The organism is Ruminococcus flavefaciens (genome assembly GCF_900119075.1).
In the GTDB taxonomy this organism is placed as follows: Bacteria; Bacillota; Clostridia; order Oscillospirales; family Ruminococcaceae; genus Ruminococcus; species Ruminococcus flavefaciens_Q.
In genome coordinates, this window is the sequence record NZ_FPIP01000001.1 from 419,053 (window position 1) to 431,576 (window position 12,524).

12 protein-coding genes and 4 tRNA genes are annotated in these 12,524 nt (G+C 43.1%); 5 read left to right on the plus strand and 11 right to left on the minus strand.

Going from position 1 to position 12,524, the window contains the following annotated elements; all coding sequences use genetic code 11:
• Positions 1–79 precede the first annotated feature (79 nt).
• The 3 genes from asnB to pyrB are packed head-to-tail and all read left to right on the plus strand — an operon-like array spanning position 80 to position 3,739.
• Positions 80–1,951, plus strand: coding sequence for an asparagine synthase (glutamine-hydrolyzing) (asnB, locus tag BT105_RS01850; protein WP_072299131.1), 1,872 nt, complete (start codon positions 80–82; stop codon positions 1,949–1,951).
• Between the two features lie 14 nt (positions 1,952–1,965).
• The gene (locus BT105_RS01855) at positions 1,966–2,634 is read left to right on the plus strand and encodes an HD domain-containing protein (RefSeq protein WP_028514968.1); all 669 of its coding nucleotides are present in this window, start codon (positions 1,966–1,968) and stop codon (positions 2,632–2,634) included.
• Positions 2,635–2,656: 22 nt separating this feature from the next.
• Positions 2,657–3,739 carry an aspartate carbamoyltransferase gene (gene pyrB, locus BT105_RS01860; RefSeq protein ID WP_072299132.1) on the plus strand — a complete coding sequence of 361 codons (1,083 nt, stop codon included), beginning with the start codon at positions 2,657–2,659 and terminating at the stop codon, positions 3,737–3,739.
• A gap of 365 nt (positions 3,740–4,104) precedes the next feature.
• Here the strand turns inward: pyrB and BT105_RS01865 are convergent, their stop codons facing one another.
• The 11 genes from BT105_RS01865 to epsC form a co-directional block, all read right to left on the minus strand.
• The gene (locus BT105_RS01865; RefSeq protein ID WP_072299133.1) at positions 4,105–4,896 is read right to left on the minus strand and encodes an RnfABCDGE type electron transport complex subunit B; all 792 of its coding nucleotides are present in this window, start codon (positions 4,894–4,896) and stop codon (positions 4,105–4,107) included.
• A 13-nt stretch (positions 4,897–4,909) separates the two neighbouring features.
• A complete protein-coding gene (locus BT105_RS01870) occupies positions 4,910–5,488 on the minus strand; it encodes an electron transport complex protein RnfA (RefSeq protein ID WP_072299134.1) in 579 nt (192 codons plus the stop codon).
• Positions 5,485–6,159, minus strand: coding sequence for an electron transport complex subunit RsxE (gene rsxE, locus BT105_RS01875; RefSeq protein ID WP_072299135.1), 675 nt, complete (start codon positions 6,157–6,159; stop codon positions 5,485–5,487). Before rsxE ends, BT105_RS01870 begins: the two co-directional genes overlap by 4 nt.
• Complete coding sequence (locus BT105_RS01880; RefSeq protein ID WP_072299136.1) at positions 6,152–6,679, minus strand: RnfABCDGE type electron transport complex subunit G; 528 nt, start codon at positions 6,677–6,679, stop codon at positions 6,152–6,154. The genes rsxE and BT105_RS01880 overlap by 8 nt, the downstream gene beginning before the upstream one ends.
• Positions 6,669–7,610: an RnfABCDGE type electron transport complex subunit D gene (locus tag BT105_RS01885; protein ID WP_072299137.1), complete on the minus strand. Its 942-nt coding sequence runs from the start codon at positions 7,608–7,610 to the stop codon at positions 6,669–6,671. Before BT105_RS01885 ends, BT105_RS01880 begins: the two co-directional genes overlap by 11 nt.
• Before the next feature lie 15 nt (positions 7,611–7,625).
• A complete protein-coding gene (gene rsxC / locus BT105_RS01890; RefSeq protein ID WP_072299138.1) occupies positions 7,626–8,903 on the minus strand; it encodes an electron transport complex subunit RsxC in 1,278 nt (425 codons plus the stop codon).
• A gap of 244 nt (positions 8,904–9,147) precedes the next feature.
• Positions 9,148–9,218, minus strand: a tRNA-Cys gene (locus BT105_RS01895).
• A 5-nt stretch (positions 9,219–9,223) separates the two neighbouring features.
• A tRNA-Gly gene (locus BT105_RS01900) sits at positions 9,224–9,299 on the minus strand.
• A 4-nt stretch (positions 9,300–9,303) separates the two neighbouring features.
• Positions 9,304–9,380, minus strand: a tRNA-Asp gene (locus tag BT105_RS01905).
• A gap of 7 nt (positions 9,381–9,387) precedes the next feature.
• Positions 9,388–9,463 (minus strand) — tRNA-Val (locus tag BT105_RS01910).
• 145 nt (positions 9,464–9,608) lie between these two features.
• Entirely contained in the window at positions 9,609–10,565 is a 957-nt protein-coding gene (epsC, locus tag BT105_RS01915; protein ID WP_072299139.1) for a serine O-acetyltransferase EpsC, read from the minus strand.
• Between the two features lie 170 nt (positions 10,566–10,735).
• Here epsC and BT105_RS01920 point away from each other — a divergent pair, with 170 nt between their 5' ends.
• Positions 10,736–11,605, plus strand: a complete 870-nt coding sequence (locus BT105_RS01920) for a tRNA lysidine(34) synthetase (RefSeq protein ID WP_072299140.1) — start codon at positions 10,736–10,738, stop codon at positions 11,603–11,605.
• Positions 11,599–12,513, plus strand: coding sequence for a DMT family transporter (locus BT105_RS01925; protein WP_072299141.1), 915 nt, complete (start codon positions 11,599–11,601; stop codon positions 12,511–12,513). The genes BT105_RS01920 and BT105_RS01925 overlap by 7 nt, the downstream gene beginning before the upstream one ends.
• Positions 12,514–12,524 lie beyond the last annotated feature (11 nt).

The following is a 12,524-nucleotide window of genomic DNA, read 5'->3' on the forward strand; positions in this document are numbered from 1 at the left end:
TTAGTGTTGCAAAATCTGTTAATTTGTAGTATAATATTTTGGGAGATTTAATCGATAGATAATCGGAGGTCACGTATATATGTGCGGAATCGTAGGTTTTACGAATAATATTGACAATTCAAACGACGTTCTTGAAAAAATGATGGACCGTATAAGACATCGCGGCCCTGACGCTGAGGGCAAATATATAGATGAGGATATTGCTCTTGGTCATCGCAGACTGAGTATTATAGATGTTAGCTCCAGTGGTGACCAGCCGATTTTTAATGAGGATTCCTCGCTGGTTATCGTTTTTAATGGCGAGATATACAATTATAAGGATATTCGCCAGGAGCTTGTTGACGCTGGTCATACGTTCAGAACAAATACCGATACTGAGGTTCTTATCCACGGTTATGAGGAGTTCGGTGAAAAGCTTCTCAACAAGCTGAGAGGTATGTTTTCCTTTGTTATCTGGGATAAAAACAAAAAAGAGCTCTTCGGTGCACGTGATTTCTTCGGTATCAAGCCTATGTACTACGCTAATATGAACGGCGTATTCATGTTCGGTTCTGAGATCAAGAGCTTTTTGGAACACCCTAAATTCACAAAGGAGCTCAATACTGCCGCACTTGAGAACTATCTCACCTTCCAGTTCTCCCCTACTTACGAAACATTCTTTAAAAATGTTTACAAGCTCCCACCTGCACATTATTTCAAATTAAAGGACGGACATTTTGAAGCTAAACGCTACTGGGACGTTCATTTCAACGCAGATGAAAAGCCTACTCTCGATGAATGGGTAAACAGGATATCAGATACGTTCCATAACTCGGTTGAAGCACATAAAATTGCTGATGTTGAGGTAGGTTCATTCCTTTCAAGCGGCGTAGATTCAAGCTATGTAGCAGCTATTGCTGATGTTGACAAGACCTTTACCGTTGGCTTCGGTACTGACGAAAAGTATAATGAGATAGGCTGGGCTAAGAACTTTTCCAAAGCTATCGGCAAGGAAAATACCAGCAAGGTTATCACTCCCGAAGAATACTGGGATAATCTTTCTATGATACAGTATCACATGGACGAACCGCTTGCAGATCCCTCTGCAATTGCACTTTATTTCGTATGTAATATCGCTTCAGAAAAGCTTAAAGTCGTTCTTTCGGGTGAGGGTGCAGACGAGATATTCGGCGGATATAATGTCTACAGCGATCCGAACGGTACAGTTTATGACAAGCTGCCGAGAGCTGTAAAGCGCGGCATAGGTGCTATAGCTTCAAAGCTGCCTGCAAAGCGCGGAGTTAATTTCTTTGTCCGTAAGGGTAAGGACGTTGAGGAACGCTTTATCGGAAATGCCTATATGTTCAGGCCTGAGGAGAGAAAGGCTCTTCTGAAAATAACCACAGACGCTCCTGATCCGACAGTTATTACCAAACCGTTTTATGCAAATGTCAAGGGTAAGGACGATGTTACGAAAATGCAGTATCTTGACCTGCATATGTGGATGGCAGGAGATATTCTCCTTAAAGCCGATAAAATGAGTATGGCTAATTCACTGGAACTTCGCGTTCCGTTCCTTGATAAAGAAGTAATGGCTTTAGCAGAAAAAATACCTGCAAAATACCGTGTAACTCACGATAAGGGCACTGACGAGACCAAGTATATCACCAAATATGCTATGCGTCTTGCTGCAAAGAAGGATACTCCTGAGCAGACTGCGAAAACTGCGGCAAAAAAGAAGCTTGGATTCCCTGTGCCGATAAGAGTATGGCTCAAAGAAGATAAGTATTATGAGCTTGTAAAGAGCTATTTTGAAAGCGACAGTTCTAAGGAGTTTTTCAATACCGCTCCCCTGCTGAAGCTTCTTGATGACCACCGTGAGGGCAAAGCTGATAACAGCCGTAAGATATGGACTGTTTTCATTTTCCTCATCTGGTACAAGGTCTACTTTGAAAATAACGGAAAATACTGATAAACGGAGATAATATGGCAAGTAAGGTTACCTATAAGTACATTAAACAGAACCCTGATATAATGGAATATATCCGCAGAGCCGACAATGCGCTTGAAGCTCTCGGATATACCGAGCATTCATTCCCTCATGTTGAGCGTGTTGCGCATACCTCGGCGCTTATCCTTGAAACACTGGGTTATGATGAAAGAACAGTGGAGCTGGCTAAGATAGCTTCCATAATGCATGATATCGGCAATGTTATAAACCGCGTCGACCACGCACAGAGCGGAGCTGTAATGGCTTTCAGGCTTCTTGATAATCTCAGTATGCCTGCTGACGAGATATGCTCTATAATCTCAGCTATAGGCAATCATGATGAGGGTACAGGACAGCCGCTGGACGCTATTTCTGCGGCTATGATAATCGGAGACAAGACCGACGTGCGCAGAAGCCGCGTCCGCAATACCGACCTGCTCACATTCGATATTCATGACCGAGTAAACTACGCTGTTGTTCAGTCGGCTGTAAAATTCAACGATGATAAGTCGTCAATAATCCTCGAGCTTCAGATAGATACTGAAATATCCTCTGTTCTTGAATATTTTGAGATATTTATGAAGCGTATGCTCCTTTGCAGGAGAGCTTCCGAGTTCCTTGGAGTTCAGTTTGAAATGATAATCAATGACAGTAAAATACTGTAATAATATAACGGAGGTACAAAATATGATTTCGGAATATCAGCATCTTATTGACCTGAACGATTATCCTGTTTCATGGTGGAAGAAGGTGGTAGAGCTTGGTGAAAAGATATACCAGTCCCCTGCTGAATATGCTCATGTGTGTGATGGAAAGATAATGGCTACACTTTTCTATGAGCCCTCCACACGTACACAGATGTCCTTTCAGACAGCTATGATAAGGCTTGGCGGTCAGATAATCGGATTTGACAATCCTGCAAATTCATCTGTTGCCAAAGGCGAGACCATAAAGGATACTACAAAAATCGTCAGCAATTATGCAGATGTTCTCGTTATACGTCACCCAATTGCAGGAGCAGCTAAGGCGGCTTCTCTTACGGCTGACTGCTCTGTTATAAATGCAGGTGACGGCGGTCATCTCCACCCGACACAGACTCTTACCGACCTTCTCACTTTGAAAATTGAGAAGAAAACTCTTTCTGGTCTGACTATCGGTATGTGCGGCGACCTTCTCAACGGAAGAACTGTTCATTCACTTTGTAAGGCGCTCAGTATGTTTGAGAACAACAAGTTTGTGTTCATCTCTACATCTCAGCTTGGTATGCCGGCTTATATCAAGGATATCATCAAGGCTAACGGCAGCAGCTTCGTTGAAGTAAACACTCTTGAAGAGGTCATCGGTGAGCTTGATGTGCTTTATATGACAAGAATACAGCAGGAGCGTTTTGCAAGTGAGGAAGAGTATCTTGCTCAGAAGAATACCTATGTGCTTGACAGAAAGAAAATGCTCGGAGCAAAGAAAGACATGATAGTTATGCATCCCCTTCCGAGAGTTGATGAAATTACTGTCGAGGTGGACGACGATGAACGTGCAATGTACTTTAAGCAGGCTAAATACGGTATGTATGTGCGTATGGCACTTATAATGACTATCCTCAGTGATAAAAAATCCTCCGAAACACTAAAGGGCAAGGTATTCAGCGGAGTTCGCTGTTCTAATCCTAAATGTATCACAAATCATGAGGAGTATCTTCCTAAAAGTTTCCGTTCAAGCGGCGATGAAACCCTTCTTGAATGTGAGTACTGCGATGAAAGAAAGCTTATATAAGTTTAAAAGCCACAGCTTAACCCATAGTACTTATATAGAAGTTTTATGTTAATTATTGAGAGAACCCCTTTTGAAAAAGGGACCCTCTGACGGAGGACGTCCCCTCTGTCACTGCGTGACATCTCCCCGCACTGCGGGGAGTCACTCTCAAACTCTCTCCCTAAAACTTTCGTTTTGTTTTTTCACAGATAGGGCGCTCCTGCATTTTGCAGGACTTTTTTATTTATTAAGCACCCTATCTGCGAAAAAAACCAGATAAAAGTCTTTGGAAAGGGGTTCGGGGGATAACCTTTCCTCAGAAAGGTTTCCCCCGATAAATAAATATAAGTTTCTATATGAGTATCACGATTAAGCTGTGGCTTTTTTTATGGTTCACATCTGTGAATGACCTTTACAGGGCATGATTCAATGCATATTCCGCAGTTTGAGCAGTTGCTGTGGTCGATAGAAGCATGGAAGTTATTGACGATAATAGCTTCATTGGGACACTTCTTTTCGCATATCTTACAGCCTATACAGCCGTTTTTGCATACAAGCTTTGTAGCTTTGCCGTTGTCTCCTGACGAGCACATAACGTCAATACACTTTGATACGGGCTTTATCTCTATGAGCTGGTTAGGACAGACTGCTGCGCACTGACCGCAGGCTCCGCAGAGAGCAGGTGTTACTTTAGCGATACCGTTGACGATTTTTATAGCGTCATGTTCGCATACGTTCACACAGTCTCCGAGACCGATACAGCCGTATTTGCACATACCGCTGCCGCCGTAAAAACGCTTTACAGCCTTACAGGACTGCACACCGTCAAAAAGGAAAGCTTTTTCTGTAGCGTTGCAGTCTCCGCTGCAATGTACAACTGCTGTCATTGGAACAACTTCTGCTGCTTTTGTTCCGAGAATAGCAGCAATATTATTTGCGGCTTCACTTCCTCCGGGGCGGCAAAGATTAGTTGCTGCGCCCTTATTTATTATTGCGGAAGCGTAGTCTGAACAGCCTGCAAAACCACAGGCTCCGCAATTTGCCTGAGGCAGAGCTTCGTTTATTTTCTCTATTCTTTCATCGACCTTTACATAGAATACCTTTGCAGCTATGGTAAGAAGAACTCCTGCGAGAATACCGCAGCCGCCGAGTATAAGAGCAGGGATAAGATAAGTCATATCGAATACCTCCTCACTTGATAAGTCCTGCAAAGCCCATAAAGCTTATTGAGACTATAGAGGCAGCAATAAGAGTAGCGGGAACTCCCTTGAATGTCTCGGGAATATCTGCGTATTCAAGCTTTTTGCGCACTCCCGAGAAAATGACAAGTACTATCATGAAGCCGAGTCCGCCGAAGAGAGCGTTGATAATGGACTGGAAGAATGTATAGTTATTGTCGATGTTAAGAACAGTAACGCCGAGAACAGCGCAGTTTGTAGTTATAAGCGGCAGATACACGCCAAGAGAGCTGTACAATGACGGTACGCATTTCTTTAAGAAGTTTTCCACCAGCTGAACGAACAGAGCGATTACAAGGATAAATACCACTGTATCGAAGTATTCAAGTCCGTTGGGGACGAGTATTTCGTGATGTATCGGGTATGTAACTATAGTTGCGCATATCATTACGAAGGTAACTGCGACACCCATTCCTGCTGCGCTGTCGAGCTTCTTTGATACACCGAGGAACGGACAAATTCCCATGAATTTTGAAAGGACAAAGTTATCTGTCAGCATTGCTGAGAGCATAATTGCAAGTATGGTCTTCAATGACAGTCACCTTCCTTTCCACAGTTCTTAGCATTCGGACAGCCTCCGCAGCCAAGCTCCTGAGGCGGCTTTTTATTTTTGAGCTTATTTACAGCTGCAATTATCATGCCAAGTGTGAAGAAGCCTCCTGCAGGCATGATAAAGAACAGCATTGGATTCTCACTGAGTACAGGTAATTTTATTCCCATCCACTGACCTGCACCGATTATTTCACGTACAGAGCCCATGAGGAATAATGCCAGAGTAAAGCCTGCGCCCATGCCTATTGCGTCGAATGCAGAGGCTAAAATGCCGTTTTTACTTGCGAACATCTCAGCTCTGCCAAAAATGATACAGTTTACGGTAATAAGCGTAAGGTAAATACCGAGGCTGTCATAAAGACTTGGCACGAAGCCCTCGAGCAGGAAGCCTATGAGAGTTACAAAGCTTGCGATAATAACGATAAACGCAGGGATTCGCACCTTGTCGGGAATAACCTTTCTGAGTGCGGAAATAACGATATTAGAGCCAAGGAGAACGAATGTAGTCGCAAGTCCCATACCTATTCCGTTCATAGCCTGTGTGGTAACGGCAAGAGTAGGACACATACCCAGAAGCATAACAAGCGTCGGGTTCTCCTTGATTATGCCTTTTGTAAGCTCTTTTACGAGGGGAGTTTTCTTATCAGCCACCGAGTATCGCCTCCTTGTTTTCATTGTATGCTTTAAGCGCAGTATCTACTGCGTGCTTCATTCCGTTGGAAGAAAATGTTGCGCCGCTTATAGCGTCAAAGCTGTCTGCCGGCTGTGAAAGTCCGTAGAACTGCTTTCTGAAATCGGCTTCATCACGTACCTTAGAGCCAAGGCCTGGGGTTTCGCCGAGAGAAACGAACTCAATTCCTGAGATACTTCCCTGCGCGTCAAAGCCCACAAGTATGTTTATACCGTCCTTTGAGTAGCCGTCTGTGATGACTTGTATAACGGTTTTCTTATCAGGAGTTACAGCAATAGTCTGTATCTCATCATAGCCGCATTTTATGTTTACGACCTTGCTTTCGGTCTTGCCGAAGAGTGCTTCAACACTGCTGCTGAACTTCTGAGATTTCTGTTCTGCTATACGGTCTTTGGTCAGCTCATACGAAAATACCAGAAGCAGAGAAGCTATCACGCATATTATAGTAAGTACAACGGTAGGCTTTACCTTATCCTTCATTCTTCTCAGCCTCCTTTGCACCAAGTACCTTAGTTCTTGTAAGCTGCTCGATATACGGAGTAAGAACGTTCATAAGGAGTATTGAGAACGAAACGCCTTCGGGATAAGAGCCGAAGCGTCTTATGATAAACGTTATGATACCGCAGCCGAGTCCGAATACTATCTTGCCCTTTGTTGTTATAGGAGTTGTTGCGTAGTCTGTAGCCATGAAAAATGCGCCGAGGAATACGCCGCCTGCGAGTATCTGATATACAGGATCAGAGCCGCTGATCCAGCTGAGAATGAACAGACTGCCGATGAATGAGAGTGGAGCTGCAAGGGAGATTATCTTTCTTGCTGCAAGATAAAGTCCGCCTATGAGAAGTGCAAGAGCGCAGGTCTCACCGAGACAGCCGCCGCACTTTCCGAGGAATAGATCAAGGTATGATACGGCATTGTCAGTTCCTGCAAGAGGAAGCGGGGTTGCACTTGATATAGCGTCAAGATCTGTATGTGTAATAGGCTCTACCCATTTTGTCATTGCCGCAGGGAAACTTATCATAAGGACGATACGTGCTGTTATGGCTGGGTTAGCGAAGTTTTGACCAAGTCCGCCGAAGAGCTGCTTTACTATTACTATGGCAATAAATGAGCCGATAACAGCCATCCAGTAAGGCAGAGTTGAGGGCAGATTCATCGCAAGTATAAGACCTGTGACAACAGCTGAAAGGTCTCCGATAGTATTGCTGCGTTTCATCATTGCACGGCATATGTATTCAAAGAATATGCAGCTTCCGATACAGACAGCAGTCAGCGGAATAACGCGTAAACCGAAGAAATATATCGCTGCTCCCCATGCAGGAAGAAGAGCGATTATGACATTCAGCATTATATTTGTGGTTTTAGTGTAGTTCTCGTCATGTGGGGACGGTGAAACAATAAGCTTATTCATTGGTTATCCGCCTCCTTACTTTCTTGGGATAAGTGCTTTTGCAAGCTGATTGGTCTCTGCCAGCTTTCTGTTTGCAGGACAGACATATGTACAGCTGCCGCAGTTCATGCAGAGCATGACTTTAAGCTGCTTGAGTTCTTCTATATTACGTATTTTATAAGCTCTGTCTATATCTGCGGGCATAAGTCCCAGCGGACAAACCCTTACGCAGCGTCCGCAGCGGATACAGTTGGATGTTTTGCGTTCGTCGTAATGATTGAAAGCAAGGAGAGCGTTTGAGGTCTTGACTACAGGCATATCAATATCAGGAACGCTCATGCCCATCATAGGACCGCCTGCAATGAGCTTTTTTATAGACGGGATATCGGCTTTGCAGAATTCAAGAAGCTCCCTGAATGATGTACCGATAACAGTGCGGACGTTTTTAGGCTCCCCTACTGCATTGCCGTCAATTGTAAGGCGGCGTGTGACAAGGGGCATACCTGTCTGCATATAGCGGTAGAGAAATGCAACGGTTGACACATTCATAACAATTACGCCTGCGTCGGCTGGCAGTGAGCCCTCGTTGACTATTCTTCCCGTTGAGTTATAGATGATTACCTTTTCAGCGCCTTGTGGATACGCTGAGGGCAGAGTGATTATATCTATAGTATCATCATTTTCAGCCATAGCCGTGAAATTCTTGATAGCTTCGGGCTTGTTGGCTTCGATAGCAAGCTTTGCTGATTTGATGCCAAGTTGAGACTTAACCATATTGATACCGTTGATAATATCCTGTGGATTTTCTATCATTTCGCGGTAATCGGCAGTTATGTAAGGCTCGCATTCTGCCGCATTGATTATCAGCGTATCAATGTCAGCTTTGGGATTCAGCTTTATATGTGTAGGAAATCCTGCACCGCCAAGTCCGCAGGCGCCGCTCTGACGAACAGCCTTTACGAAACTTTCCTTATCGGTAACAACAGGCGGTTTTACTTCATCGGAAATAGTCTGAAGACCGTCTGTTTCTATCTCGATCATCTTGCAGACTGTTCCCATAGCGTTGCGATAGTCGCTTATGGCAGTTACCTTTCCCGAAACGCCTGAGTGTACGGGAGCACTGAATGCCGCGTCGGTATCGCCTATCATCTGACCGACTGCAACGGTGTCCCCTACCTTTACAAGAGGCTGGCACGGAGCGCCCATAGTCATAGACATCGGGATAGTTACTTTAGAAGGAACAGGAAAATCTACAGTAGAGCTGTTTTCCGTATTTTTACGGTGTTTAAGCTTTATACCGTTGAGCTTTTTCATATATTTCTCCTTGATATAATGGCTTGATATTAGCCATTTTGATTTCGGTAATAATGTTGTATTGAAAGCTGGGCGAAAAGAGCCCATACAATAATATTATATATGAAATCAGTATAATATTCAAGAGCTTTTTACAAAAAAATTCATATTTTATTAAAGAAAATAAAGGAAAAAATAAAAGGCACCCGAAAGTGCCTTTAAAAAAGCAAAAATAAAAAGCATCTGCTGTTGCAGATGCTTCGAGAGGCGCCACCCAGATTTGAACTGGGGATCAGGGTGTTGCAGACCCACGCCTTACCACTTGGCTATAGCGCCGCATTTGGAGCGGATTACGAGGCTCGAACTCGCTACCTCCACCTTGGCAAGGTGGCGCTCTACCAGATGAGCTAAATCCGCATAATGGCGACCCCGAACAGATTCGAACTGTCGACCTCCTGCGTGACAGGCAGGCGTTCTAACCAACTGAACTACGAGGCCAAAGAATTGGTGGGGACTACAGGGCTCGAACCTGTGACCCTCTGCTTGTAAGGCAGATGCTCTCCCAGCTGAGCTAAACCCCCACTTTTTCTTCTGTTCATCGGTTAATCAGTTCCGACGACTTTAATATTATACCACGTTATTCTATGTTTGTCAAGCAATTTTTTGAAATTTTTCAAAAAAATTTTTTCAGCCTGATTAAAGGCAGTATATCGTTAAAATCAAAGATCAGATAATATAGAACCAGCTTTCATCAGGATCAACTTCTTCTTTCTGGATTGAGATCTGAGAGTCAAAATAATATCTGAGTTCCTGATTCTTGATACTTACCTTTGCTCCCTCAGGGATAGAGCGTGTGATAAATGCGTTACCGCCTATTACAGCGTTTTTGCCGACAACTGTCTCGCCGCCAAGTATAGAAGCTCCTGAGTAGATAGTAACATTGTCCTCGATAGTTGGGTGACGTTTCTTGTTGCGGAGCGACTGACCGCCTCTTGTTGAGAGCGCACCGAGAGTAACACCCTGATATATTTTGACGTTGTCCCCTATCTCGGTAGTTTCACCGATAACAATGCCTGTACCGTGGTCGATGAAGAAGTATTTTCCGATAGTAGCACCTGGGTGTATATCAATACCGGTTTTGCTGTGAGCATGCTCGGTCATTACACGAGGGATAAGCGGCACACCAAGGAGAAACAGCTCATGAGCAAGTCTGTTGACAAGAATTGCATATAATCCGGGATAAGAATAGATTATTTCATCTTTATTATATGCGGCAGGGTCACCGTCATATGCAGCCTGAACGTCAGTTTCAATATAGCTTCTTATCTTTGGTATCTTATCGAGGAATTCAAAGGTGATCCTTTCAGCGTTCTCGTTTATTTCATTTTCATTGAGGTCAACATATTTTTCATCATAGCGCAGTACAATAGAAATCTGACGTATAAGCTTAAAGATAACGTCTTCAAGTATCATAGAGATGTTATTGCGGACAGTGTAGACGCGATAGCTTTTATTTCGGAAATATCCCGGAAAAACTATTCTTCTCAGGGACTCGATTATATCAATGATGTTTTCGTTATCAGGGTGATCAAATGTTTTGACCTCATCTATAGTTCTGTTATCCTGATAGTCAAAAAGTATATTTTTTGCCAGATTATTGATATTTTCTTCAAGCTTATGCATTCTTGCCACCTCACGCGAAAATTATATGTACTGTTATGCCATAAATATATCATATATAATTATACAACAATTCACTTATATAGTCAATAGGCATTATATGCGTATTTTACTTGACTTTGTTCAGAATTAGCGTTATAGTATTATATGAATAATACTAAGTGAGGGTTATCATGAACAGCAGTATAGACAGCTCTATAACAGGAGAATTCGGCAAGAGTATATGGTCGAAATTCCGTAAAGGCATTGAGGAATACAGGCTTATCGAAAATAACGATAAAATAGCCGTATGCATTTCAGGCGGCAAGGACTCCATGCTCATGGCTAAATGTATGCAGAGACTACAGAAATACGGCAATATTGACTTTGATGTCGAATACATAGTTATGGATCCAGGGTACGCCGATGAAAACAGGAAAAAAATCGAGGATAATGCTAAGCTTTTAGATATTCCAATAAGAATTATGAACACAAGGATATTTGAATCTACGGAGAAAGTTGAAAAGAATCCCTGCTTTCTGTGCGCGAGACTTCGCAGAGGCTGGCTTTATAAAACTGCTCAGGAGCTTGGCTGCAATAAAATAGCACTGGGACACCATTTTGATGATGTTATCGAGACTATTCTTATGGGAATGCTGTACGGCTCACAGGTGCAGACCATGATGCCGAAGCTTCACAGTGAGAATTATGAGGGAGTACAGGTCATTCGTCCATTATATCTCGTGCGGGAAAGCGATATTATCCGTTGGGGCGAATACAATGATCTTGAATTTATACAGTGCGCCTGCCTTGTGGCAAAAAGCGAGGGCAGTTCAAAGCGTGCTGAGGTAAAACAGCTTTTGAAGCAGCTTCGCTTGACTAATCCTGCTGTTGATATGAATATCTTCCGCAGCGTTGAAAATGTTAACCTACAGACGCTCATTTCCTATCATCGCGGCAGTGAATATCATCATTTCCTTGATGATTTTGACAAGGGACTAAGTATCAAGGGCACAAATAACTTTGCGGATAAAAAAGATGAAACGGAGCAGGAGCAATGCTGAAAACGATTCGCGGCAGTTTAATGCTCCTGACGGCGGCTTTTATATGGGGAACAGCTTTTGTGGCTCAGAGCAAGGGCATGGACTACGTGGAGCCCTTTACATATAATTCAGTACGTACTCTTATTGGCGGACTTGTTCTGCTCCCTATGATTTTCTTTTTCAGACGCAGAAGCAGCAGAAAAGCTTCGGAAAACAATATAAAAATAAGCTTTATCGGCGGAATTATCTGCGGATTGGTGCTTTTTGCTGCGAGTTCCTTTCAGCAGTTGGGTATCAGTCTGACCTCTGCAGGCAAAGCAGGATTTATTACAGCACTTTATGTTGTTATAGTGCCTGTAATTGGGATAATATCAGGACAAAAACCAAATATAAAGATATGGCTGTGTGTTTTTATTGCGGTTTTGGGCTTCTATCTTCTTTGTATAAAAGAGGGATTCAGGCTTTCCAAAGGTGATTTATATGTTCTGATTTGCGCGGTATTTTATTCGGTGCATATAATAGTTATTGATCATTTCAATTCAAAGGGTGCTGAGCCTGTAAAAATGTCCTGTGTGCAGTTTTTTACCGCAGGAAGCATTATGATGATATGTATGTTTATTTTTGAGTCCCCTGCCCTGTCGAGTATTTTCGCAGCAAAATACACCATATTATATGCAGGAGTAATGTCCTGCGGAGTTGCTTATACATTACAGATGATCGGACAAAAATACACGGAACCTACTGTCGCTACGCTGATAATGAGTCTTGAATCAGTATTTGCAGCTCTTGCAGGCTGGATAATTCTGAATGAACAAATGAGTATTAAGGAATTTTCGGGCTGTGCTCTGGTATTTACAGCTGTTGTGGCTTCACAGCTTGATATCAGCTTCAAAAACATAATACAAATCAGAGAAAAGGGCGATACATGAGTATTGCCCTT

What these genes read in the sequence shown, in the direction of transcription:
- BT105_RS01880 (WP_072299136.1), bottom strand. Translation starts at nt 6,679, where the DNA reads ATGAAGGATAAGGTAAAGCCTACCGTTGTACTTACTATAATATGCGTG.
- BT105_RS01855 (WP_028514968.1), top strand. Translation starts at nt 1,966, where the DNA reads ATGGCAAGTAAGGTTACCTATAAGTACATTAAACAGAACCCTGATATA.
- rsxC (WP_072299138.1), bottom strand. Translation starts at nt 8,903, where the DNA reads ATGAAAAAGCTCAACGGTATAAAGCTTAAACACCGTAAAAATACGGAA.
- BT105_RS01925 (WP_072299141.1), top strand. Translation starts at nt 11,599, where the DNA reads ATGCTGAAAACGATTCGCGGCAGTTTAATGCTCCTGACGGCGGCTTTT.
- epsC (WP_072299139.1), bottom strand. Translation starts at nt 10,565, where the DNA reads ATGCATAAGCTTGAAGAAAATATCAATAATCTGGCAAAAAATATACTT.
- pyrB (WP_072299132.1), top strand. Translation starts at nt 2,657, where the DNA reads ATGATTTCGGAATATCAGCATCTTATTGACCTGAACGATTATCCTGTT.
- BT105_RS01920 (WP_072299140.1), top strand. Translation starts at nt 10,736, where the DNA reads ATGAACAGCAGTATAGACAGCTCTATAACAGGAGAATTCGGCAAGAGT.
- BT105_RS01885 (WP_072299137.1), bottom strand. Translation starts at nt 7,610, where the DNA reads ATGAATAAGCTTATTGTTTCACCGTCCCCACATGACGAGAACTACACT.
- BT105_RS01865 (WP_072299133.1), bottom strand. Translation starts at nt 4,896, where the DNA reads ATGACTTATCTTATCCCTGCTCTTATACTCGGCGGCTGCGGTATTCTC.
- asnB (WP_072299131.1), top strand. Translation starts at nt 80, where the DNA reads ATGTGCGGAATCGTAGGTTTTACGAATAATATTGACAATTCAAACGAC.